We start from the raw sequence: 25,230 nt of genomic DNA on the forward strand, positions 1-25,230 counted from the left end.
TAAATTAACCACCAATTTTCAACAATTCCCAATAATGTTGATAAATACTTTCTGCTGCACCGACATCATCTTGAACCCTACCCCGCTGCAAGGTTTTTTTATCGGGATAGATCATCGAATTATTTAAAGTGGCTTTAGGCATCATTTTGTACGCAGTAAGGTTAGGGGTCGCAAAACCCGTCGCTAAACTTATTTTTTTCGCAATATCCGGCCTTAGTATGAAATTGATAAAAGTATAGGCATTATTTAGATGTGATGCGCCTATCGGAATCGCCATACTATCGATTGCAATCACAAAGCCTTCTTTAGGATAAATAAAACGTAAAGCAGAATTTTCTTGTGTAGCTTGATAGATATCACCATTCCAAGCCATGCCAACCGTCAAATCTTCATCGATAAAAAGTGACTTCACGCCATCATTATTAAACAAACGTACATTGGGCATTAATTGTCTTAATTTTAAATAAGCTAAACGAATATGTTCAGGATGGGTATCATTCGGTGAAAATCCTAACTCCATCAATGCCATAGAAAAAACTTCATGAACATCATCCAATAACAGTAATTGATTTCGATAAACAGGATTCCAAAAAGTTGACCAAGATTGTAATTGCTGTGCTGTGTGGTATTTGCTATTAACAACAATTCCCGTGGTACTCCAAAAATATGGGATACTATAATGATTACCCGGATCATATGATTTATTGAGTAAGGCTGGATTGAGGTGTTTAAAATTCGGTAAACGGGATTTATCTAAAGTCTGTAACATGCCTTGTTGGCGCATCCGGTCCACATAATAAGTAGAAGGTACAATAACATCGTATCCGGTATGCGGATTGGCTTTGAGTTTCGCATACAAGGTTTCATTACTATCGTAAGTGGTATAATTGACTTTGATCCCGGTTTCTTGCGTAAACTGTTTTAATACATCGTTGGAAATATAGTTCGACCAATTATAAATATTAACAATATTTTCTGCGGTATAGGCAGGGCTAGCAAGCAAGCTAAACCATAAGATAAAGAAACAAACGCGACGCATAATTATTGATTAACCTTTTTAGGTAATGCGAGTTGGAAGGCAACTACGATAAATAACGTAATAGCAAACATCACTGAACATAATGCATTTAATTCAGGTTTTAATCCAAGACGCACTAACGAATAGATATACAAGGGTAAAATTTGAAAATCAGGACCGGTAACAAAAAAACTAATAATCACATCATCTAATGATAAAGTAAAACTTAATAGCCAGCCCGCTAAGATAGCCGGCCATAACATAGGAATAATAATCCGACGAAAACTCATAAAGTCAGTCGCACCTAAATCACGCGCTGCTTCAAAAATATTTTTATCTAAACCGGTCAGTCGACTATAAACCGTGACGGCCACAAAAGGAATACAAAAAGTAATATGTGATAATAACAATGTCCAAAAACCTAAGCGCATTTGCAGTAAAAAAAATAGAATAAGTAACGAAATTCCCATCACAATATCGGGCGAGACGATCAATACAAACAATAAACCATGCAATAAATGCTTACCAAAAAAACGATAACGATACAAACAAGTGGCAGCAATAGTCCCTATCAATGTAGCCAAACTAGCCGCTAACACACCCACTTCTAATGAATGCAAGGCGACTACGGCAAGATCGCTATCATCACCTAACTGTTTATACCAATCTAAGGTAAACCCATGCCAAAGCAATGAATAGGTCGAATTATTGAAGGAATAAATAATCAACAAAATAATAGGGAAGTAAAAGAAGCAGTAGATTACTGCCAAATAACTAAATCTCGCCAATCGATTCATCGTGATATTGTCCTATTTTGTTGGCACGTCGATACAGTAGCAACAACACACCCATCGCTAAAGTAAGTACCATACTCACCGCAGAACCTAATGGCCAATTATTTGCAGATAAAAATTCGTTTTGAATAAGATTCCCAACCAGCAGCGACTTAGCGCCGCCTAAAATATCCGGAATATAAAACATACTCATCGCTGGCAAAAACACTAAAATAATTCCTCCCATAATACCCGGAAACGTTAACGGTAAAATTACACGTGTAAAAGTAGTTAGGGTATTTGCTCCTAAATCGCGCGCTGCATCGATAAATTGTGTATCCAACTTTTCTATATTGGCATATAAAGGCAAAATCATGAAAGGAAGTAAGCTATACACTAAACCGATAATGACGGCCGTACTGGTATATAAAATGGTTAATGGATGATGAATAATCCCAAGCGTCAATAAGACAGAATTTAATAGACCTTTCGCTTTCAATATGGAGATAATTGCATAAGTACGGATTAATGAACTGGTCCAAAAAGGAATAATCACCAAAAATAATAATAAATTTTTGTATTTAGAATCTAGTCTTGCTAGAAGATAAGCAAACGGATAACTGAGCACTAAACAAATTAAACTACAGAGTCCCGCTACGCAAAAGGAATGCCAAAAAACTCTGAAATAAATAGGATTTAATAAAGCTTGATAATTTTGCAACGAAAATTGCCAACGAAAAAGGTTTACTGGATCATTTTTCAGAAAACTGGTTATCAACACCAATAGCGTTGGCAATAAAGCAAATACAGACAGCCATAGCCAAACAATACTGATAGTGGTTCCTTTAAACAGACGATCAACTTTCATCGGGCAAAATAACCTCCCACCCGGGTATCCAATGCACCCATACCGACTCACCACTATGGAAATCTAATTTTTCATCATCTTCATTAAAAAATTGAGTGGCAGCCAATAAATTTTGACTTTGTAAGCGTACCATCAGATCCACGGTTGAACCTTTATAAATAACTTGTTCAACTACGCCGGGGAACATTTGCGAGGTATCTGTCACTTCAGCAGGTGACCAAACCTCGAGATCTTCAGGCCTAACTAAAGTATAAACTTTTTGATTCTTGGAAAAATGACGGCGATTTTTTAATGTAAATTCTTTACCTTCGATTATTGCATGAAACACATCTTCATCAGCCGAAATAATTTGGGTTTCGAAAATATTCACCTCACCGATAAAACGGGCAACACGTAAACTATGGGGTTCTTCATAGACCTCGCGCGGTGTACCGATTTGTTCGATACGTCCTTCATGCATCACCACAACCCGATCTGACATCGACAAGGCTTCTTCTTGATCATGTGTCACAAAAATAAACGTGATACCTAATTGCGTTTGCAGTTGTTTTAGTTCGAGCTGCATGGTTTTACGCAATCGATAATCTAAAGAACTTAACGGTTCATCCAATAAAAGTATACTCGGTTTATTCACCACCGCTCGAGCAATCGCCACACGCTGCTGTTGGCCACCACTGAGCTGATAAGGTTTACGCTCACTTAAGTGAGCCAATTTCACCATGTTTAATGCATCGTTAACTTGCAGTTGAATCTCAGCTTTCGATAACCCACCTTTGCAACGCAAGCCAAACGCAATATTATCAAAGACATTCAAATGCGGAAATAAAGCATAGCTTTGAAAAACGGTATTTACATGACGTGCTTGAGGCGATAATCCTTTGACATCAATACCATTAATACAAATGACCCCGCCATCGGGTTGCTCAAAACCTGAAATCAAACGCAATAACGTTGTTTTTCCACAACCGCTAGGACCCAGCAAGGTCAAAAATTCACCATGCCTCACCTCGAAGTTAATATCTTCTAATACGTCTTCGTCATCGAAGCGTTTAGTGACTCCTTTAAGTTCAAGGACATTTCCGTTCATTACACAGGTAACCTCACTTTCATGATGAATACTCTTCGCACTTGAATTTTTGCTGCGTTGCCGCACAACTCGCAATCCTTATGTATCTTAAATACCTCCTGGTTACTTCATTTTCACGGCACTTGCAAAATCCAATTGCTATGAGTAAGACTAAAATAGCAAGGGATTATGCAATAGAGCTTCACTAAAACCAAGTATTTTATTAAAAAGCATTCATTCTCATGGCGAGCGTCGAAGGTGTGCGACAACCGAGTCAAAATAACTCCTCACTTAAATCATTCTAAAAAAATTATTTTCCGATTTGGGCAACACAAATTTTTCTGGATAAAAAACTTGGCATAAATACAATCCGTTAGGTGCAGCCGTTATGTCAGCTGCTTTTCGATTCTGTGCCAATAAAACTTCTTTAGCCCACTCGATGGGTTTTTTACCTGTACCTATCGACATTAATACCGCGCTAATATTACGTACCATATGATGTAAAAAAGCATTTGCTTGGATATCGATGATGACATAGCTGCCTTCACGCATCACGTTAATATGCTGCACTTCACGTCGTGCACTCTTAGCTTGACAGCCTGCAGCGCGAAATGAACTAAAATCATGCTCACCCATCAAGTACTGCGCAGCACACTGCATATCGCTTTCATTTAAAGGAAGATAATTATGCGTTGTGTATTGATTCCATAGTGCATTTCTTAACGGATGATTATAAATAATGTAATAATAACGACGCGCTATGGCAGAGAATCGCGCATGAAATGTACTATCCACAACCTGCACCCAATTAACACGTATATCGGGCGGTAAATGGCTATTACAACCTAACAACCAAGCGCGCTGCGATCGTTGCGCCCTGCTATCAAAGTGTGCCACTTGACCTAAGGCATGCACACCTTTATCCGTACGTCCAGCACAGCTTAAGCTTATCGGGTGATCCGCAACTTGACTGATCGCCTGCTCTAAACAGGTTTGTATACACGCTAATCCTTTTTGTGACTGCCAACCATGGTAAGCGCTGCCTTGATAAGAGATACCCAATGCAATTCTCATACTTATACTCTTCGCACTTGAATTTTTGTTTGTGTCGCCGTTCTATTCGCAATCCTCATGTATCTTGAATACATTCCGGTTACTCATTTTCGTGGCCCCTTGACAAAAAATCAATTGCTGTGAGTCTATTTCCTTAGACGTTATTCTTGGACGGAATGCTTGCAGCAGAAATCATTGCTTTAAATTGCTGTAAACGGGCTTGAGCCGCCTGCGCTGCTTTTGAATCGGGGTATTGTTGGATTATTTTTTCAAACAATTCCATCGCCATTGGTTTATCCCCTTTAGCAAAATAAGCTAAACCACACTGCAACATCGCATCAGGAACGCGTGCATCTTGACTATAGTGACTAATAAAACGTTTAAAAAAGTTAATCGCTGGATCAGCTTGTCCTTGCAACAAATACAACTGACCTAAAAAATAATCGGCATTCGCAACATTTAAATCATTCGGAAATTTTTTATTGAATGTCTCAAAGGCTTCTATCGCTTCATTATATTGTTTAGTTTTTAATAGCTGAAAAGCCGCCTGATAAGCACGCTCTCCCGCCGCCGTAGGCGCCGCATTCGGCATCATCGACTTTCTATCCTTCGACATCTGTTTTTTACTGCTACTTAAATCGACTAACGGACGTGGACCCAATGTGCTATTAGCTGTCGAACTCGAAACGCTGACCGGTTTTCCAGAATAGACGGCGCTTGGATTATTTCGTGGCGCTAAGCGTTTTTCTAATGCTAAATATTGATTACGCACTTGCTCTTCTAACACTTTGATCGCATGCTGTTGTGAATCAATTTTACCTTGTAAGCTTTGTAGTTGCTGCTGCAGATCGTCAACCTGCACCAACATAGGATTGAGATTAGTAATTTGGCGCTCTAAAATCGTGACGCGTTGCTCCAACGAAAATGAAGCCGAGTTACGCGGTATCGTTGGAGCACTCGGCGCTGCTGGATTCGGTGCTACGTTGGGTACTGTACTACCTGTAGTAGGCTCAGTGGCTTGAGTCGTAGGATTTGCAGTGTTAGCCACCGCAGGCGGAGCATCATCATCATCGTCATATGCATCAACTACGGGCGCCAGTGCATACGTGAGTGAGCTTAGTAATAAGCCCACACAGCATAAACAAACCTTAATTGACTTAACGAGCCTCGAATTTACCCTTAGCATAGTTAATTCCTAGTATTACATCTTATCGGTGATAACCGGAGTTTGATACTGTAAATCAGCACGACGATTTTTTGCATAATCCGCTTCGCTATGACCAAACGCTACCGGTTTTTCTGCCCCATAACTGACCGTTAGGATTTGACTTGCGCTGACACCATTTGCGATTAAAAACTGTTGTACACTTAAGGCACGGCGTCGACCTAAAGCAATGTTATATTCACGGCTGCCTCTTTCATCGGTATTACCTGTTATCAATATTTTAGCTTGTGGATGACTAATTAGGTAATGCGCCTGTACTTGCAACGAAGGTTTATCTCCATCGCGGACGAAACTTTTATCAAAATCAAAGTAATAGGTTTGATTACCGACTTGCATTGGATGCGTGCTCTCATCGCCATAAAAACTACCGACATCTCCCGCTCCTTGTGTCAGTGCACTATCGGCATGTGTCGGACTAGCCGAGGTTTCACCTAATTCACTTTTGTCAGCTGTGGAACAAGCAGCTAAACTTAATAACGTTGCTGCGATAGCGCTCATTTTGAACAATTTTTTTATTAACATATACTAACCTCACTTATAATAATTAACTCGATAAAAAAGGTGACCAAACCGGATCTTGCACATCACCTACCGCTGTAGGTAAGCGACAATTTATTCTTCCATCGATTGAAGCCATGCCTAACAAGCCATGCTCACCGGGTTTTGATTCAAATAAAACCATTTGTCCATTCGGTGCAAAACTGGGAGATGCATCAAAACCGGAATGGGTAATGTTTAGTAAAGTATCGTCGTCTAAATCTTGCACCGCTATATTATACATTCCTTGCTCACGATTGAGTACCACTATCATTTTTCCATCGGGTGAAAAAGAAGCCCGCGCATTATAACTGCCATCAAAAGTAATGCGTTGTAAGCGTTTATTGTGCAAATCCATTTGATAGATTTGTGGTCCACCCCCTCTATCCGAAGTAAATAATAACGATCGACCATCCGCTGACCAAGTTGGTTCAGTATCAATAGAAAAACCAAAACTCATTTGACGTAACTCTTTACTGGCTAAATTCATTAAATAAATTTTCGGCGTGACAGAATTTTTAGATAAGGCTAAAGCCAAGGTTTTATCATCCGGAGACCATGCTGGCGCACCATTAATACCCGGATAATCACTAACACATTGGCGTTGCCCATTTGCGATGGTTTGAATATAGATACGTGGCATGATTTTTTCAAAAGAAACATAGGCAATGCGTTTACCATCGTGCGACCATGCAGGAGACATAATGGGTTGTGTCGAAGTTAATAAGGGTTTGGCGTTATATCCATCCATATCCGCCACTTGTAAACTATAAACTCGATGATTATTCTCACGAGTGACAAGCACATAAGCAATACGCGTTGAAAAAATCCCTTTCACTCCGGTTAATTTTTGATAAATCAGATCACTAATATGATGTCCCAGCGCGCGTAATTGTGGATATTTCACCGTAAATTCTCGTTGCGCTAAAATTTGTTTACGACCCTGTGCAACCTGTATTAAATTAATGTGCACACGATATTGCTCCTTCCCTAGTGCCGTTATCTTTCCCGAGAGCACATCATCAATGTGATGTGCCCGCCAATATGCCACGCCAGCTTTGTCCGCTTGTGCTAAGTTTTTTGCTAGCGTTATCTTAAATTGGCCACTGTGACTTAAATCTGAGTGAATTACGTGTGTAACATCGTTTTCTGGAGCAAATCTTGCCTCACTGGCAAAAGGTACGATTGCAATCGGTAACTGATTGGCCACTCCTTGTGTTAATTCAAGATTTAACGCTGCCCAAGCGTTATGACTCAGCAATAAACTACTGAGCGACAAGACATTGATAAATATCAAAATAAATTTTTTCAGCGTATGACAGGACTTTTCTAAACACAGCTCGTTCATTTATTATTCTCCATTCACTCTATTCTTAGATAATATCCACATTCTTTGCAAAACAGGATGGTAAAATGCGCCGATAACATGCAAAATAAATGACGCAATCAATAAATAAGCCAATATCTCATGTGCTTTTGCAAAAAATTTGGACACCAGCTGATTATCAGCTAAAGCTGACAAGGTAAAAATACCATAAAAACTAATCGCATGATCACCAAGTGTAGACATGAAAAATCCGGTTAACGGCATCGTCAACATCAATAGATACAACGCTGTAATATTAAATTTGGCCAACTGGCGCTGCCATAATGGAATCGATGGCGGTAATTTCGGTGTCTTATTTATAAAACGCCAGGTCAATCTTAAGATCAGTAAACCGAATAAAAGCAAACCGGTCGCCTTATGCAAACTAAATAAAATATCACTAAAATGAGAAGCAGGAATATTGATCATGGTAAAAGCTACCATAAACATTCCAATAATCAGCACTGCCATCAGCCAATGAAAAAACTTAGCGATAGTGCCATAAACCGTTGCCGTATTTTTTAACATATAAATAACTCAATGTTACAAATAGCTAATATTTATTTTAATGCAAATCACTCTAATTGCTAGCTTACTTAAATTAATCAAGTAAAAAAAGGTAATATTTTCTTCTTTATCCTATCCAATTTTAAAAAAAATAATATTTTTTTATTAATTTAAAATAAAAAATAAATAATAAATTAATTTATATCTAATAAATTCTATTAAAAATAGGGTTATTTTTGATTGTTTTATGTTATTATAAAAATAAAAATATAATTTTTTTAATACAAAATAAGAGATTTTTTATGCCTAAAATTAATTTTTTCAATACAAATGTTATCGATACCTCTCCCACATTACAACACTATCTGGCTTCCTTCAGTTTTAATACAACATTAACAGAAGAAATGGCAATATTTTCTCATGGAAGAACTCTAAAACATCAAACTTATGTTTTTAATAATTTAAAAGTACTGTCACAGCAAAACTTAAAGAAATGTTTGTTTTTAGACGAAACTTTCTTGTGTAAAAATGAACTTGAAAAACTAAAAGAAGAACTCATAAAAAGAGGACAGAATCATGATAAAAGTAAATTTATAGATCCAGAACGAGAAGCTTACGTGTATATTAATTGGCAACATCATATGGAAAAAGATCTTAAAAAAGAATATATCTATTCCGATGAAATTCGAGAAAAAATAGATAATGCCATTCTCCATCATTGGAAAGTAAACTCACATCATCCTGAATTTTATTATTTTAAAGACGGTAATACCTTAGAAGTTAATAAAGAAAAAATTAAACATTCCTTAGAAAAGATGAGCAATCTTGATCTTCTTGAAATGCTTGCCGATTGGATGGCTGTTAGTCAAGAGTATAAAACTGATTGTAAAGAATTTGTAAAAAACAATATTGGAGATGGCAAAAGATGGCCATTTCCTGAAGAACAAAAAACAAAAATAGACAAAATTATGGATGCCTTAGAACAAGCACCTCATGCCAATAATGATTCTTGTTATCAGCAAAAATCGAGTCTTTCTCGATAAAAGAGTAGATAATCAAATTTTAAGTATTAACAGGCGTTTTAATTTGCTATTACTACTTATTTAAACACTCAGTATTTTAAATACGTCGACAATAGGTTTCTTTAATACCACAAGCGACGAAAATTGCCAGCAATAAACTAGCGAGCAAAAGCAATAAAGCGGTACGAAAATCACTATTAGAATACAAAGGTAAACCGTGTTCCATCGCACCATCCCAATTTTTCTGCAACATCCAACCAATGAGTGGTTGAAATCCTGCACCAATAATCACCGAGGCCATATTCGCGAATGCCACTGACGTCCCGGCAACTGCTTGTGGGTTAATTTCAGAAGCCACTGCATAAGCGGTTGCAACGCCGGTGTTGGCAAATCCATATAAAAATAACAAACTAAATAAGATACCCACGGGTAACCCAGGCAATAAGATAACCAGACTGGCGAATAATAAACTAAAACTTGCCGATAAAATGAGTATAATTTTGCGTCGTTGAATTTTGTCAGAAATCCAACCGATTAAAGGACCCCCAATCGTCCAACCGATAAAGATTAAACCGATCCCCATCGCAGCGACTTCGTTACTTAAGTCATAGGTTTGACGAAAAAATTTAACGCCCCATAATTCTGCCAAAGCCGCAGTGGGTGCAAACAGTAAACCAGCCAATAACGCATTCCACCAACTCTGTGGATTTTGCAATACACGCAGCAAACCTGACCAAGGTGACTGCATTAAAGTTTTTTTAACGTTGGCTTGGGCCGGTGGAAATTTCGGATCACGTACCAAGAGCGCCACCAACACCGACAATAAAATCATTAAGCCTGCAATAAAGGATAAAGCGCTACGCCAACCCAGGTTTTCTACTAAATAAGCCATTGGCATTTGACCTACTGCAGCGCCCAGCATACCTAGGGCCTGTGTCAAACCCGCTAATAAGCCGAATTTTTGCGACGGAAACCATACTGTCGCAACTTTCAATGCACTGACAAAAGCGAATGCTGCACCAAAACCCATCATTAAGCGCGCAAACGCAGCAATTTCTAGATGTGTAGTGCTCGCAAAAATAAGACAAGACACACCACAAAGAAAGATCATGCTGGTCAATAACCAACGTAAACTAAACCGATCGACTAAAATACCGACCGGGATTTGCATACCGACATAGGTATAATAGAAAAAAGCCGATAAACTGCCTAAAGCTAAGGCCTGCACTTTAAAATCATGCATTAAGGAATCGACCATCACACCTGGCGCCACTCTGGCAAAATACTCAATGAAAAAAGCGCTCGCCGCCAAACCCCAGATTAACCACGGGTAATAAGGATGTTGTAAACATCTATTAATAAAACGATTATTCGACATTTTTTGTGTAATCCCAAAAACTTAAGTGTGTGAAATAGACTAAGTCAGTTTCCTTGCTATGCAAACACACATCCCTGTGTCGGCTCGTAAGCCTGTATTCCCTTACTTTAGGATTTTCAAAACCTCTTTATCAATCCCCTTGTTTTTTTTGAGCATAACATATTAACAGTGAAAAAAATTTTGTCTATGTCATTGCATCAACGACTAGTGTATTTCAAGTATATGATAATCCTGATAGGATAAGCTTTACTGCATTTTATCAACTATAATGTAGCCAATAATCATAATAATATTTTTTTATTCCAGGATTTATTCTAATTTATGAAAAAAAAATTCAAATATAGCTTGCTTTTATTCACTCTCTGTCTACAGATTCCCGCGTATGCCTATAACGAAGAAAAAATAAACGCGTTAGCTCAGAGCTTTATGCAACAAAATCAAGTTCCTGGGATGTCTATAGCAGTTATCGATCAAAATAAAATTCATTTTTATAATCTAGGCTGGGCCGATCCCTTAAAAAAAATTCCTACCAGCAATCAGACTATCTATACGGTGGGCTCGTTTACTAAAACCTTTACTGCAACACTCGCCGCTCGCGCGATGGTAGAAAAAAAATTAAATTTAAATGCGGCTTTTATTAATTATTTTCCGGAATTAAGACAAAATTCCAATTTAAAATCGATCACACTGAATGAATTACTAACCCACACCTCAGGCTTTCCTTTTGATTTCGAACCCCGACCTAAAAACTATGCCGAACTTACACAAGCTTTACAACAATACCGAGCTTCAAAAATACCTGGTACGGAATATAGTTATTCGAACGCTGGGATTGGTATCGTCGGCTATGTGTTGCAGAATATTTATCATCAGAATTATCAAACGCTTTTAACGACTAAAGTTTTAACCCCTTTGCAGATGCATTCAACGTATTTAAAGGTACCAGCGGTCAAGGAAAAATATCTTGCTGTCGGTCATGATCCGCAAAATAACATTGTAGCTTACAATAAAAACCTTGAAACATGGTTTGCAGCCGCTTCGTTAAAATCAAGTATTTCTGATCTCGCCAACTATTTATATGCACAAATCAACCCAGAAACACTGGGTGATAAAAATCTGAGTAAAGCAATAAGCCTGGTCCATCAAAATAGAGCTTGTTTTGCGGATAAGCTTTCTTGTGAGCAACTGGCTTGGCAAGCACATCATTTATCAGTCTTAAAAAATTCTATCGGTGACACTTACTTTATTGCTTTTGATAAAGAAGGATTTCCAGAGTTTTATAACAAAAAAATTAGCACTAATAATAGTTTAGGTAAACCAATTTTTATTGATAAAACCGGTTCCGGTTATGGAATGTCCAGCTATATGGCGTATATTCCCGAGCAAAAAATAGGTGTCGTCATCCTAACGAATAAATTCTTAGGTGACGAAAGAATTAAACTGGGACGCGATATTTTACAAAACTTATAAAAATCCATCACGATATTAAGCGCTAGCGTTAAGGCCAGCGCTTAATTTTTTTTCAAAATAACTAATTAATGGACGAGAACCTTAAACGGTTTACCTGGCTGTAATGCCCAAGTAGCAAGGATTTTAGCGCCATTCGGGCCTGCTTTAGTCCAATGAACTAAGTTGGGTAGATTTTGGTAACTATCTCCTACTTTGAATTTTCTTGGCGCTTGACCCTCGACCATAAACGTAATTTCACCTTCTAATACATAACACAATTCAGGACCAGTTTGTTTTTGCGCTGCTTTGCTAGCATTCGGTGCAAACTCTGTGATACCCATCCCCATTTGATAAGGCGATTGCGGAATGCTAATTCGTTGTAAAACATAGGTTTGTGGTGCTGGTTTTGCGAAAGCTAAATTCATTTTCATAAAATTGAAACCTACCAACACACCTAGCAGTAAAAGATAAGAAGTTTTATACATAGTAATCCAATAAAATTTTAATAAATAAAAAAAAAATGTAGAAATTAAAAACTATTTTTTTGTCAAAAAAGAACATGCCTATTTAAATGTAAATACACTATAATGTTAACCCATTTTAAATTGCAATAGTTTTTGCATCACCAAGCAATAATAAGGAGCTATTATGCCATTCCCTCCTCCAATCAATGAAGCCTTAGAGAACTACGATAAAAATAAAGGTCCTTGGCGACGTTTATTCCGCTTTGATCAAGCCGCGATACGCGCATTACGTAGACTCAGCGAAGCGGATCAAATCAATTTTTTAAAAATTGCTCAGTGTTTTATTGAAAACAAACCTAAAAATACACAAGAATCTTTCAAGGTTTATGATGCACTATTAAATTACCTAGAGACTATAGACTTTAGTGGTATCCCGGAGATTATGCAACAACTACATATCAGCAAACTCTTAAAACCAGACAATCTAGATAAATTAACACCGCTAAAAGGCAATCAATTTTATCAGCTCGCAATCCTACTTTTCCAGTTAAAAAAACAGAATTTATTAACGCAAGTAAACTTTGATAATATCGCTCAACACTTCGAAACGAGCGTTGAGCATAAACCGGAGGAATTCCAGAAGCTCAACTATGTTGTTGAAGCTGTAAAGATACTCGATTTTCATTTAACCCAAGAAAATTTTAATCTCATACTTAAACAACCTATGCTAGTAGGTATTTTAACTATATTACACTCAAACCTTCTACTTAACTCAGATAATTGTAGCGATATTTTTAATGGTAATAATCAGTTTCTGCTCAGTGAGGAAGCATATAATTTAGTATGGCTGCCATTTAAAGCTTATTTATCCACTTTAGATTTGGATGAAAAACAATGGACATTTGATCGATTAATTCGTTTAATGCAAAAAGAAAATCCAGAGGAAAAAATCAAAAAATTTATGACTAAGTTAAATTCTGAAGGCGCTGCATCTACTACTCAGAAAAAATCTACTGATAAATTTTTTACAGCACCTCCGCAAAGATCAAAAAGCAGGGGTAGTCTCCACGATCTGGTTAGCCTAGCGCCGGATAGACCAGGAGGAACACTATGAACACAAGCCATTTTATAAATGTAAAACATTGTTAATTACGCTCTAGAAAAGCATACTGTTTAACTGCAGTATGCTTTCTGTCATGTGTTTATTTAAAGTTAGGTTTAAGAATCATTTCTACAATCTCAGGTTCATGATTAGTGCTTCGCTTAAAAAGCTGACTTAGTAACTGTTGTTGATTATCATGTTCTTTTATAAACTCATTAATAGTTTTTAAATTATTATTGAATTCATCATCAAAAATTGAATTTGGCCTTGTGATTTCTTCAACAATTTTTGAAACAGTATTTTCAAAGCGTTTTTTTTCAGCTTCATTTCCAAGTTTTAATTCTACATTACAAACCTGCTCGCGAAAATTAATGATCTCTTGTCTTTCTTCCTCTGAGAGATCTGTTCTATCACAAACGATTTCCGAAAAGTTAAAAAAGTCTTGTTCTTTTTTTTCCTCAAGTTTTTTTTCTTCGGCGGAAGCAATAAATTCAGATTTAACCCAAGAAGGTAGATTATCTTCCTGTCCAGTCGTTTGGTTATTAATTAATTGATCTCTAGCGGATTTTAATTGTTGCAATAAAAAAGAATCTACGTCAGCATTTTGGGTTTGATCCGGTGCGGCAATGTTATCGATATTTTTTTGCACCTGCACTTCGACAGCTGCTGGATTAGAGAATTTTTCTTCACTTTTTTCAGTATGTTCTATATTTATAGGATTTGATTTGTCCAGCAATGCTCTTTGTTTAGTTAATTTTTCCGCTAATTCTGGGTTAATTCTATTTTCATTGTTAGAAATCACATCCCTGGTTTGAACAGTCTTTTTTAATTTAACACGCGATAATATATTTACATCCACAGCAAATTTTTTTGGATCGTCATCTACGTTATTAATAGCAGCAAGGTTAGTTTCTCCAGTTTCATTTCTGGGCTGCAGTGGTTTTAATTTTTTTTCACGTATTGATTGCAGTAAAGTACTCGATTTTTCTTGACTATTCTTATCGATGTCGGTTTGGACAGCCGGCGCTTCAATTATATTATTTTCCTCTTTTGATAACCCTATTTCACTAACAACTTTTTCCGGTGTTGGAAGTTGTTCAAGAATCGAATTATAATCTCGTATACGTTTGTTTAATTGTTGTATATGTTCATTTATATCTTGTATATCTTGTTGTATAGGTTGTTGTATTTTTTTAATTTCTTCTTCTAGTTCAACCTGAAGCTCGTTTTTTTTAGATACTACTGCCTTTAGATATGAATCTTCTATAGTCTGGTCATTGACTATTTTAGAAGAATAAAATTTTATTTTTTTATTTTTAAACATGATTAACCTTAAGCTAAGTTTAAGAACTATCGAGTATAATTTTTGATTCTTAAGATAAGATTAATATTTCTTACGTATTTATATTTTTTATAAAAAATAAAATTACTTATTTAAAAAAATGATTACTGAGTAATCACGCCTTCGGGGCGTACCGTCAGATTGATTTGCCGAAATGTGTGAAACAAACCATTATTTTTTGGCACGGGTAAAGGCGAAGCTTTATATACTGCCGTTTGTGCTGAACGATCCAATACCGAATTTCCACTGCTCTTGACAATAATCACTTCTAACACCATGCCACCTGGCGCCAAATGCACGATTAATTTAGTTTCTAGATGTTTATTCATTTCGGGAGGAATGATCCATTGTTGGGCAATCGCTTGTAAAATCAGATGTCGATATTTATCCGTGGTCGCGGCATTGCGCGCTGTATTAATCTGTTGTTTCGCCAGCGATTGCATTTCTTGATCCAATAATTGCTGAACATTTTTTTCCACTAACTTTAATGATTCTTTAGAAGGTTTTAGATGTTTAACAACGATTTTTTTGGGTTTTATCGCTACTACTTTAGTGGGCGTCGTTTTAATCGGTAACACTTTTTTTATTAAAGATGGCTGTTTATTCGGTACTTTCAGCGGAATAATCTTATTCTGCTCAGGTTTAGAAACTTTTTTTTCCTTGATCGATAGCAGCACCGGACTTTTTTTGAGTAATATCGGTTTCGCTAAGGTTTTTGCCATAGCGGTAGGTAGCGGTTTTATTTTCTCTGCCTCAGGCGTAGGCTTCTGCACTAATGCATCCATCGATATTGCGGTTGCATGGATCACTTGTAAGGGCGGCGGCGCTAAAAATAATAATTTTGTGTTATGACGCAACGTCAAGAATAACGCTAAAAATAGAACAATATGTAACACAACCGCCACGACTAGCGAATAACGAAAGTCCTCTTGTTTAGCTCGGCTAAACCTAGACTCTTCGGGCTTGAAATTTTTGTTTGTGTTGCTGCTCAACACGATTTTAAACCGCTTTTGCTGGGGATTCGGTTAATAAACCAATATTGATTGCACCTGCTTGTTGTAATAAAACCATCGCAGTCACCACCTTACCGTAATCGACTTTTTTATCGCCTTTTACAAACACTTGACGCGGCACTTTTTTTTGTTCCGCACTGCGTAGTTGCTCACTCACTTCCAAGCTTAACTGATGGGCATCTAAAGCGACTTCTGGATGCCTCGCAGTATTTAAATAATAAAGTCCTTTTTCATCAATCGATACGATGAGTGGTTCCTGTGCGGGTGCAATCGTTTGCGCTTGGGCTTGCGGCAAATTTACTTTAATACCTTGGGATAATAACGGCGTGGTGACCATAAAAATGACTAATAACACTAACATGACATCAATGTACGGGACGACATTAATTTCAGACATTGGCCCTTTGCGTCGTTGATGTTGAAACGGATATGGGTTATGCAACATAGCTACCCGTATTACCATGAACTTGTCGATATAAAATATTCGAGAATTCTTCTTGAAAGCGGTGATAATTATGTAATAAATGTTGAATTTGATGTGAATAACGATTGTAAAAAATCACTGCAGGGATAGCGACAAATAAACCCATGGACGTAGCCACTAAAGCTTCCGAAATACCCGGCGCCACCATAGCAATCGTTGCAGTCTGTTGCGAAGACGATAAGGCTTGGAAAGAGGTCATGATGCCCCATACTGTACCAAATAATCCAATATACGGACTCGTCGAACCCAAGGTCGCTAAAAAATCCAGATGTTTTTCGAGTTGCTGGTGCTGTTCGGAATAAGCAATGCGCATCGAGCGTTGCACGCCTTCCATAATAATAACCGGTGCATCACCCACGTGTTGATGTAAACGTAAAAACTCACGAAATCCGGCATGAAAAATGCTTGCTAATCCGCTGTGTTGATCCTGCTCACGGTTTAAATCGGCATAGAGTTTACTGAGATCAATCCCTGACCAAAATTTGTCTTCAAATTGCGCCAGTAATTTTCTTGAACGTCTCAACATAAATCCTCGCTGCACAATCATCGACCAGGATGCAATCGATGCAACGAGCAAGATGAACATGACCAATTTGACTATTCCGCTGGCAGCGGAAAAATAACCCCACAATGATGGATCGACCGTTGGCATTTACTATCCCCATTTATACTTTTCGCACTCGAATTCTTGTCTGTGTTATCGCTCAATGCGCAACTCATGTATGTGATATACATTCCGGTTGCTCATTTTCTCGACGCCTTGACAAAAAACCGATTGCTGTGAGTATACATTTAAATTTAGTTTATTTTATCAGAAAAATCATAGTTGAGTTGTTTTTGTCCGTTAAGATGACCCGGCATGGTCAATCCAAAATGAATATAGGTTTTTTTCGTCGCAATCCGACCTCGTGGTGTACGCATGATAAATGCTTGCTGAATTAAATACGGCTCGATCACTTCTTCTATCGTATCACGTTCTTCACCGATGGCTGCTGCTAAGCTATCTAAACCCACCGGTCCACCCTCAAATTTATCGATAAGTGTTAATAATAATTTTCGATCTTGTTGATCAAAACCTTCTTTATCCACTTCTAATAGATCTAAAGCTTGTGCGGCCAAACATTGATCTATTTTACCATCGGCTTTCACCTCAGCAAAATCTCTAACTCTGCGTAATAGACGATTCGCAATCCGTGGTGTACCACGAGCACGCTTGGCAATTTCATTGGCACCCAGAGGATCGATCACCACACCTAAAATTCCTGCCGAGCGCGTCACGATACGGCAAAGATCCGCGACACTATAAAACTCTAAACGTTGTACAATTCCAAACCGATCCCGTAAAGGTGACGTTAACAAACCGGCACGTGTCGTGGCGCCAATTAATGTAAAGGGTGGTAAATCTAATTTAATCGAACGCGCCGCTGGCCCCTCGCCTATCATAATATCCAATTGATAATCTTCTAAAGCCGGATACAATATTTCTTCAATCACTGGACTCAAGCGATGTATTTCATCAATAAACAACACTTCTTTGGCTTCAAGATGCGTCAACAACGCGGCCAAATCGCCTGCTCTTTCTAAAATGGGGCCTGAGGTTTGTTTGAGTGCAACGCCCATTTCATGCGCAATAATATGCGCCAACGTGGTTTTACCTAAACCCGGAGGTCCGACAATTAACACATGATCTAAAGCTTCGTTTCTTGCGCGGGCCGCATGGATAAATAGACCCATTTGCTCACACACTGAGGCTTGTCCCAAATAATCAGCTAATGCTAAGGGACGGATGCGAGGAAGATTTTTTTCATCATCAGATTGTTTTTTAGCCGAAGTTAAGCGATCTGAGATTTGCATAAATAATAATAACCGGAGATGAACCGACAAAAATTAATAAAGTGTCGTGAATCGTTCTATTATTAGCTAATTACTGATTTTTTAGCAAGCATCCGTGTCTTGAAAAAAGTTTATTTGAACTAAGTCGATGCAATTTTTATTGTCTCAGAATAATTTATTGCATCATTGCCGAGATAAAAAAAATAGCCTATTGTATATTTTTTTCAATACAACAAAAAGGAATTACGCATGCTTATAAAATTTTCAGCCTTTACTGCAACATTATTAGAAACATTATCCTTTTACAATGAGTTGAAATGCTCTCCAGTAACTGAAAATACATTGGATTTAACCCGTATTAAACAGCTAAAGGGTTGTCGTACAACATTAGTGCAGGACTGCCTAAAAATTATTCAAAAATTAGATGTTTTAGCAAAAACTGCGTGTGATGAAAAAAATTATGCCTTAGCAAATATTAACACACTTATTGAAGCCCTTAATCACTATAAAATCAGTTGTGAGCGTTATCCACGACTCAAGGATTTTTTAAATATCATTCCAGATAACATGAGTGGAATAGTTGGTTTTTTCATAATTGCCAGCGCTCTTGCATCCATTACCTTTCCACCTGTAGCGGTCATCCCTCTATTTATTTTTTCTTGGGTGTTGATGGATTTATTTTTTAATAATCGAGAGGCCGCTAAAAACCTGCAAGAAACATTGTATAACGTTGAAGATGAACTCAGAACAATTGATGCAGCAGATAATATTTTAAAAATAAAAGTACAAGCCACTCCAACCGCAGTTCAAACGCCCTCATCTTCACAAGCTATATCCATACCTGGTCCTAGTAATAGAAGAGATTATTCTCCTTGTTTCTATGGTTCTATAGAAAATAAACCTATTAATCAGGATGAAACACATGCTAATCAATTAGCATCCAGTTTGACTTCGACTTGATCTGAAATTATTAACGTGTTTATTAATTTTCTATAGAAATTGCTCATTGCTAAATTACTAGTTGTATTTTGTAATGCAAAAAAATTTTCAGACCAATAGATAATTAAGAAAAGGCGTTGCACTTATGATTTGGATCCGCGAATTTCGGTTTATTCTTATGTCTTTCCTCAGCATAGGTCTGAGCATAGTGGGTTTTATATTGCCAACAACCCCATTGGGTACGCATAAGTTGTGTGTTACGTTTAAATTCTCGACTAATCGTTAATTTGTGAATACCTATTTCTTTTGCAATTTCCATTTGGTTATAACCAGATTTCCATAAACCATAAATTTGATATCATTTTCTAAAATCAAGTTGTTTATAACCCATTTTGCAACCTTTTATTATTTTAAACAAACAATATTTTATTATAAACACGAATCTTGTTTAAGGAATAGGAGTTATAGATAGTCAAAAAGCCATCCTTGTGATTAAAAAAGAAAACGATTAAAATTTCAAAATGGTGGTTAATCAACAAAGCACCCTAGTGATGACAATGAACTATAACAAACTTTAAAAAAATAAAACCACGCTGGCTGCTGATAAAATAATAGGAAAACAAGATGAAAAAAAAGCAGAGATAAGATGTACTCTTGGAATAAAAACGATAATTTTTGAACAACCCTTAAGCCTAGCAGCGAACGTTAGAACTGATTGTCAAGATACACGTATTTGCAAGGAAAAAATAGCAAGGACAACTTTTTTCCAAGCTACGCGCAGCCCTACTGCCGACGAGACAAGGAGAGAACGAAGTGCGGAGTCAATGAGCCCCGCGATAGGCGTGCGTTGACGGGCAAAGCAGGAAATGCATTACGCTGTAAAGTCACTGTGGGAGACACGCGAGCATGAATCCCGTTAGGGATGAGTCCGCGTCGGACGCAGGACGGTCGCGGCCTAATGATAGTAGTGTGATACGAACAAATTTTGGGGACACGACGGCCAAAATTTTTTGTGAGCATAGCGACTCGCGCATTTATGATGCCTTTTGTACCGCTAAATATATGTGCAAAACGGTATATCGCTTTTTTAAACGCGCAAAAGACAAAGGGATTTGGGAAAGGATAATGGATAGTTTAGTCAAGAGAAGCCGTATTCCTTATAGTTCTACTTAAAAAACGTGTCCTAATTGAAAAATACTTTTCATCTTGAACACTCTAGGCATCGCCATCCTATCAACGGCCTCGTCAATCTCCTTTCCGCTATTGCCGCTTATATCCATTACCCCAAGCCTTCCATCCCTATCACTTGCTTTGTTCCTTAGGCAAGATTCGCATTATAATTTTATTATTTGTACAAAAGTTGCATAAACTTATTGAATTCAAGATTTTACATTATGTAAACTGGCGCACCCCTCTATGACGACGACGCTGCCAAGCAATTTTCCGTTGGATTGCTATTAAATACTCCTCCATTGAAATAGGTTTTTGTGGTAGGGGTGGAATCTTACGGCTAAAGGAATGTAATGAATTCCATACTGGCCGGCTAGGCTGTACGGGCAATATTCCATTCGCTTCATATTTTACATATAACTCCTTCAGATCTTTTCCATTTTGCACAAACACCTTTAACATGCGTTTAAGCATCGCTCCAGAATCCGTATTTCCAACCAGAGTATCAACATTTTCAATAATACCTTCCAGATTGGTTGCAATAATCTGATAGGCCACTGCCATTGCTTGTACGGCATTGACTGATTCATTATTCCCAAGGATTAAACTCTTTAGTTGGCCACTGATAGTTTCTAATAAGGCACAAGTTTGTTGTAATATATTATATCTAAGTGCCTTTTCCCTTAAGTCCTTGCTGGCTTCATCTCGTTTTTGTGTCGCAATCCCAATAGCGGAACCTCCTCCCGCAGTAATAACGGTGCCTGCGCCAACAATAGCAGTAGATGCCCCCGCTGAGGGAAGTTCTAACAAAACACCCACTACAATAACTAACGATCCAACGACGGTCGCGACAACACCGCCGGCAATAATCGCATTGTAAGTGCTTATAACTTCCTCTAAAGCGTCCATTGCATCTTTTAATTGCTTCATTTCACCCGTATTCGAATCATATTTTATATCGGCTTTCTGTTTTATTGATTGAAACTGTGCACCGTCTTCACTAATGAGCACTCGAAAATCCTTTAATCCATTAGTAACCTCTGTAATTTTTTTACTTCGGGATACCGCCTCATCTTTTAAGAGGCCTATTTCTGATACAAAGTTATCTTTAGCCCCTGAAATATTATTAACCACATCATCAACAAGATTATCAATATCATTTTCATAAGTAATAATAAGATTACAATATTGTTTTCCATTGGAATTAATCCCAACGACTTTTTCATTTAGGTTACTCAACCAAAGGTTAGCATGCTCTTGTGCATCTTCTTGAATTTTAGAAACATTCTGAAATTCTGGATCAGGCGGCATCACAATCGCCTGAGTCGTTGTTTGAACACAATAATTTTGTACGATGGCACCTTGTGAAAAATTAGCGGATGAAAAACATTCTGTATCCTCAGGTATTATAGATTGATTACTTAATTTCTTGAAATAATCATCTTGCGCCCTAAGTGATAAAAACGAAAAATCTATCGTACTTTCCCTTATTTGTTTATAAGTGTCTATACTCTTTGCATTTTCTAGTACAGCTGACAAAGTCATAATGCTATCAATTTTGTTTTTTGGCACATGGGTACAATACTCTGTATCCGATTTTATTAAATTTAACATAATTTTCTCCTTTTAAATTAACTATGCTTACTTAAACTGAGGGCAACGAATCCCAGTCCATTGACGAGATCCTCCCAGTTTTTTTGTAGAATCATTAGCTGGCGTCGCAATAAACGGGGTGTATTCTCAGAATCAATATTGTCTAATATTTCAGCAATTCCGGAAATATTATTTACAATAAAGATACACGTGCTATTAGACGTAGAAACACTTGCTAATAGCGTATTACATTCATTGTGCTCAATGATTAGACTTTGCTGTTGTTTCTTTTGAAAATCCAATCTAGAGTAATTTGAATTTAATTCTGAAGTTTTACGATTTAATTCTTCCTGTTTTTGGCTTTTCTTATAGGCCACTTCCTGGATTAAGGTAGGAAGCCAAAGACAAGTAATAGGTATAAGACATAGCATCCACCACCATCTTAAATCATCTAGTTCTTGCTGTAATGCACGAATTTCATCTACTAATAGGCTTATTTCTCTAGAAAGTTGCCCTTGTTCTATTTCTAATTGATTAATTTCTGTCGCTAAATTGCTTATACTTTTTGAAATTTTTTCACGTAAACTGTTTAATTCGTTTTGGCTGGACTGTGCTAAGATTTGAATGTCTTGCACATTGATAGAAATATCGTCAAGTAAGTTTTTAAATTGATTAATTGCTGACGCATTACCATCACCGACCAACTCTATGAGTTCGAATAACTGATTACAATTTTTATTAAATTGACTATCATAGCTTTTAACTTTATCTACTAGTGGTTGAATAATAACTTCTGCTTCTCCACCTTTTGAATTTGTTATCCTAGCAAGTTGTAAGATATTTTCATGAGTAATGAATACAGATGCTTTCGTTTGAATATTTTGTCTCGCTAATTTTTCATAAATTTTTGGATGGTTTTGATGCACTTTTAATTCTTTACAATCACATGACATTGTTCATTCCCTAATAAGTTTGAATCCCGAAATAACTTAAAAACTCTCAAATTAATAGTTTTTTTATCATTTATCCAATAGCAATTTTAATCAAATAAATTATATCTACAACTACATAATACGATGTAAAATCAAGTTATAAATACACGGGATAAGAACTTCGTGTTTGTTTTAGATCATTAAACTAAAAAACTAATAACTGTTTCAGTATTAGAAAATTTGTTAAGATCAAAGGCGCAGGCTTTCTTGTGTATACATAGCACTTTTGTCTAACAATGCTGTTTCTTGTTTTGGAAAAAATTTTGTAGAATGAAGAATTTGTCTACAATATTCTTTATAGCCCGATGAGACTGAGATTTGTTTTTGGAAGCGGCTTAAATCTTTCAATTTTATGTATTGTCCATTATCCACCAGGTCAATAAATCTAGGATCTGCTTTATTGTTATAGAGACTACCAAATTCATCAAACATTCGATCGGTAATTTTAGTTTTAATTTTATCCCAAATAACATCAACACATTTATCTTGTTTAATTTGATCGATTAATTGTGTAAATCTACATAGAGCTTCAACAGTGTGAGGCTTTGTTAAGCCTGATAAATAATCTACTGCCACTTCATGAACAACGACAGGCAACTTAAGTGATGCGATGGCAGGTGTTATGTGAAGAACCCTAACATCAGGATGAACGCCTTCTAATTTTTCTATTAGTTTGTTAAAAGTTCCTCCTGCACAAATGGGTTTATCAGGAATACCATTATCCAAGCCCGTCTCTGATAGATTATAACCACGTTGAATTTCATATAATCCTTCAACAAATTGTTCTCTGGCGTCTAATAAAGAGCCCACTCGCTGCCCAGCATCATGCATCGCTAAAAAAACTAATGCGACTAGTTGTTGAGTAGTTAGTCCTGAGTCGGGATCAGTAAAACTGTGATTAGCAATACTGCGAATACAGCGTTTAGCCGCTTTGTTTTTTTCTGAATTATCCGCTAATTGATCAACATAATCACGGATCATTTGTTGGGTATTTTCCAAACGATCCCTTTCTATCATTTGACCATAACGATTAAATAATTTTTTTGCCGAATCAGATACACTTTGATGGACGCTAGCATAATGCGTGCTTTGATCTCCATTTATAGCGGGAGTGTTTTGATTCCTATTTAGCAGCCGATTTACATACTGCTCTATTTGCTGCTCTGGGTTTTCTCCATGGGAAAAGACTATTAATTGTTCAAACACAACTTGTGTTAACAAATGGCCGGGTATCCTCCCCCAAATAATTTGACAGGCATGGCTTGTATATAGGAAGTTATTCTCGGTACGTAACTGAAGTAATCGATCAAAGTTCTCTGAGGTTATAAGCCTACTTTGCCTAATTACAGACAATATAGAGAACAAGGTCCACAAGCTAGTGTTCGACTTTAATGAATCAAACTTCTCTTGTGTGAATGGCCATGAAATTGGGTTTTTAGCGAGTAGATTAAATATCAGGAAAAAATCACTGCTATGTTCTGCAACACCAATAGCATCTAAGTTTTTTTGGTTTAAAAGACCCGCACGATTAAGGAATTCGATACTACAAAGAAAATTTCTAGCAGGGCCGCGTATATGTTTTCTTACTAAATCAGAGGTGTTTTGTGTTACGAGTCCAATCTGGATAAAAAAATCCAGTATTTCAGTGACTGACTTAAAATATCTAGCACGCGCATTGGGAATAGCATTTTCAGGAAGGGAATCTCCCTTAATATTACGAACTAGTGCTTGGTAGACAACGTGAGATTCCTGATGTTTTTTGGGGAAATTTTCGTGAAAACACTGATAAATTTTAAAAATATTATTTTGATCGCCCGGCTCAAGTCTTCGTAGGGCTTTTATAGATGGATGATCGCCGAAAAGATACCTCAAAAATCCTTTGCGTTGGTCATAATTTTTTAAAGCGATTTGTATCTCGATTGGCAAAGGCATATACAACTCCAATTATTAAATATTGTTGTAGAGAGTTAATGCAACAAACTATCTATAGTTTTATGATATATTGAAAAACTTAGAAATATTAAGTGTTTCAAAGA

At 37.0% G+C, this 25,230-nt stretch carries 24 protein-coding genes; 4 read left to right on the forward strand and 20 right to left on the reverse strand.

Going from position 1 to position 25,230, the window contains the following annotated elements; translation table 11 throughout:
* Positions 1-4: 4 nt before the first annotated feature.
* The 9 genes from AAHI99_RS03780 to AAHI99_RS03820 all read right to left on the reverse strand — a co-directional run bounded on the left by AAHI99_RS03780 (position 5) and on the right by AAHI99_RS03820 (position 8,434).
* Positions 5-1,039, reverse strand: coding sequence for a spermidine/putrescine ABC transporter substrate-binding protein (locus AAHI99_RS03780; RefSeq protein ID WP_342228335.1), 1,035 nt, complete (start codon positions 1,037-1,039; stop codon positions 5-7).
* Between the two features lie 2 nt (positions 1,040-1,041).
* Positions 1,042-1,815: a spermidine/putrescine ABC transporter permease PotC gene (gene potC, locus AAHI99_RS03785; protein WP_342226979.1), complete on the reverse strand. Its 774-nt coding sequence runs from the start codon at positions 1,813-1,815 to the stop codon at positions 1,042-1,044.
* On the reverse strand, positions 1,793-2,659 hold the full coding sequence (potB, locus tag AAHI99_RS03790; RefSeq protein ID WP_342226980.1) for a spermidine/putrescine ABC transporter permease PotB: 867 nt from the start codon (positions 2,657-2,659) through the stop codon (positions 1,793-1,795). The genes potC and potB overlap by 23 nt, the downstream gene beginning before the upstream one ends.
* Complete coding sequence (gene potA, locus AAHI99_RS03795) at positions 2,649-3,746, reverse strand: spermidine/putrescine ABC transporter ATP-binding protein PotA (RefSeq protein ID WP_342226981.1); 1,098 nt, start codon at positions 3,744-3,746, stop codon at positions 2,649-2,651. Before potA ends, potB begins: the two co-directional genes overlap by 11 nt.
* Before the next feature lie 270 nt (positions 3,747-4,016).
* A complete protein-coding gene (truA, locus tag AAHI99_RS03800; RefSeq protein ID WP_342226982.1) occupies positions 4,017-4,799 on the reverse strand; it encodes a tRNA pseudouridine(38-40) synthase TruA in 783 nt (260 codons plus the stop codon).
* Between the two features lie 133 nt (positions 4,800-4,932).
* Positions 4,933-5,964, reverse strand: a complete 1,032-nt coding sequence (gene ybgF, locus AAHI99_RS03805; RefSeq protein WP_342226983.1) for a tol-pal system protein YbgF — start codon at positions 5,962-5,964, stop codon at positions 4,933-4,935.
* 15 nt (positions 5,965-5,979) lie between these two features.
* The gene (gene pal, locus AAHI99_RS03810; RefSeq protein WP_342226984.1) at positions 5,980-6,525 is read right to left on the reverse strand and encodes a peptidoglycan-associated lipoprotein Pal; all 546 of its coding nucleotides are present in this window, start codon (positions 6,523-6,525) and stop codon (positions 5,980-5,982) included.
* A gap of 22 nt (positions 6,526-6,547) precedes the next feature.
* On the reverse strand, positions 6,548-7,888 hold the full coding sequence (tolB, locus tag AAHI99_RS03815) for a Tol-Pal system beta propeller repeat protein TolB (RefSeq protein ID WP_342226985.1): 1,341 nt from the start codon (positions 7,886-7,888) through the stop codon (positions 6,548-6,550).
* A 3-nt stretch (positions 7,889-7,891) separates the two neighbouring features.
* The gene (locus AAHI99_RS03820; protein ID WP_342226986.1) at positions 7,892-8,434 is read right to left on the reverse strand and encodes a cytochrome b; all 543 of its coding nucleotides are present in this window, start codon (positions 8,432-8,434) and stop codon (positions 7,892-7,894) included.
* A gap of 281 nt (positions 8,435-8,715) precedes the next feature.
* Between AAHI99_RS03820 and AAHI99_RS03825 the strand changes: the two genes are divergently transcribed.
* Complete coding sequence (locus AAHI99_RS03825; protein ID WP_342226987.1) at positions 8,716-9,456, forward strand: DUF5662 family protein; 741 nt, start codon at positions 8,716-8,718, stop codon at positions 9,454-9,456.
* A gap of 76 nt (positions 9,457-9,532) precedes the next feature.
* Here the strand turns inward: AAHI99_RS03825 and AAHI99_RS03830 are convergent, their stop codons facing one another.
* Positions 9,533-10,813: an MFS transporter gene (locus tag AAHI99_RS03830; protein ID WP_342226988.1), complete on the reverse strand. Its 1,281-nt coding sequence runs from the start codon at positions 10,811-10,813 to the stop codon at positions 9,533-9,535.
* A 321-nt stretch (positions 10,814-11,134) separates the two neighbouring features.
* Here AAHI99_RS03830 and AAHI99_RS03835 point away from each other — a divergent pair, with 321 nt between their 5' ends.
* The gene (locus AAHI99_RS03835; RefSeq protein ID WP_342226989.1) at positions 11,135-12,283 is read left to right on the forward strand and encodes a serine hydrolase; all 1,149 of its coding nucleotides are present in this window, start codon (positions 11,135-11,137) and stop codon (positions 12,281-12,283) included.
* Between the two features lie 65 nt (positions 12,284-12,348).
* Here the strand turns inward: AAHI99_RS03835 and AAHI99_RS03840 are convergent, their stop codons facing one another.
* Positions 12,349-12,747 carry a cupin domain-containing protein gene (locus AAHI99_RS03840; RefSeq protein WP_342226990.1) on the reverse strand — a complete coding sequence of 133 codons (399 nt, stop codon included), beginning with the start codon at positions 12,745-12,747 and terminating at the stop codon, positions 12,349-12,351.
* 163 nt (positions 12,748-12,910) lie between these two features.
* On the opposite strand from AAHI99_RS03840, the gene AAHI99_RS03845 reads away from it, so the two are divergent.
* Positions 12,911-13,840 (forward strand): hypothetical protein, encoded by a 930-nt coding sequence (locus AAHI99_RS03845; RefSeq protein WP_342226991.1) that lies wholly within the window; start codon positions 12,911-12,913, stop codon positions 13,838-13,840.
* An 88-nt stretch (positions 13,841-13,928) separates the two neighbouring features.
* Here the strand turns inward: AAHI99_RS03845 and AAHI99_RS03850 are convergent, their stop codons facing one another.
* From AAHI99_RS03850 to ruvB, 5 genes are all read right to left on the reverse strand, one after another.
* Positions 13,929-15,152: a hypothetical protein gene (locus AAHI99_RS03850; RefSeq protein WP_342226992.1), complete on the reverse strand. Its 1,224-nt coding sequence runs from the start codon at positions 15,150-15,152 to the stop codon at positions 13,929-13,931.
* A 122-nt stretch (positions 15,153-15,274) separates the two neighbouring features.
* The gene (gene tolA / locus AAHI99_RS03855; protein ID WP_342226993.1) at positions 15,275-16,165 is read right to left on the reverse strand and encodes a cell envelope integrity protein TolA; all 891 of its coding nucleotides are present in this window, start codon (positions 16,163-16,165) and stop codon (positions 15,275-15,277) included.
* 4 nt (positions 16,166-16,169) lie between these two features.
* Positions 16,170-16,628 (reverse strand): protein TolR, encoded by a 459-nt coding sequence (gene tolR / locus AAHI99_RS03860; RefSeq protein ID WP_342226994.1) that lies wholly within the window; start codon positions 16,626-16,628, stop codon positions 16,170-16,172.
* Entirely contained in the window at positions 16,618-17,319 is a 702-nt protein-coding gene (gene tolQ, locus AAHI99_RS03865; protein ID WP_342226995.1) for a protein TolQ, read from the reverse strand. The genes tolR and tolQ overlap by 11 nt, the downstream gene beginning before the upstream one ends.
* A 146-nt stretch (positions 17,320-17,465) precedes the next feature.
* Positions 17,466-18,521: a Holliday junction branch migration DNA helicase RuvB gene (gene ruvB / locus AAHI99_RS03870; protein ID WP_342226996.1), complete on the reverse strand. Its 1,056-nt coding sequence runs from the start codon at positions 18,519-18,521 to the stop codon at positions 17,466-17,468.
* 228 nt (positions 18,522-18,749) lie between these two features.
* Between ruvB and AAHI99_RS03875 the strand changes: the two genes are divergently transcribed.
* Positions 18,750-19,460: a hypothetical protein gene (locus tag AAHI99_RS03875; RefSeq protein ID WP_342226997.1), complete on the forward strand. Its 711-nt coding sequence runs from the start codon at positions 18,750-18,752 to the stop codon at positions 19,458-19,460.
* A gap of 103 nt (positions 19,461-19,563) precedes the next feature.
* Here AAHI99_RS03875 and AAHI99_RS03880 read toward each other — a convergent pair whose 3' ends face one another.
* The 4 genes from AAHI99_RS03880 to AAHI99_RS03895 form a co-directional block, all read right to left on the reverse strand.
* Positions 19,564-19,758, reverse strand: coding sequence for a hypothetical protein (locus tag AAHI99_RS03880; RefSeq protein WP_342226998.1), 195 nt, complete (start codon positions 19,756-19,758; stop codon positions 19,564-19,566).
* A gap of 1,073 nt (positions 19,759-20,831) precedes the next feature.
* A complete protein-coding gene (locus AAHI99_RS03885; RefSeq protein WP_342226999.1) occupies positions 20,832-22,223 on the reverse strand; it encodes an HBL/NHE enterotoxin family protein in 1,392 nt (463 codons plus the stop codon).
* A gap of 17 nt (positions 22,224-22,240) precedes the next feature.
* Positions 22,241-23,155 carry an HBL/NHE enterotoxin family protein gene (locus AAHI99_RS03890; protein ID WP_342227000.1) on the reverse strand — a complete coding sequence of 305 codons (915 nt, stop codon included), beginning with the start codon at positions 23,153-23,155 and terminating at the stop codon, positions 22,241-22,243.
* A 228-nt stretch (positions 23,156-23,383) separates the two neighbouring features.
* A complete protein-coding gene (locus tag AAHI99_RS03895; RefSeq protein ID WP_342227001.1) occupies positions 23,384-25,126 on the reverse strand; it encodes a hypothetical protein in 1,743 nt (580 codons plus the stop codon).
* Between the last annotated feature and the right edge of the window lie 104 nt (positions 25,127-25,230).

Source organism: Rickettsiella endosymbiont of Rhagonycha lignosa (assembly GCF_964031165.1).
Lineage (GTDB): Bacteria > Pseudomonadota > Gammaproteobacteria > Diplorickettsiales > Diplorickettsiaceae > Aquirickettsiella.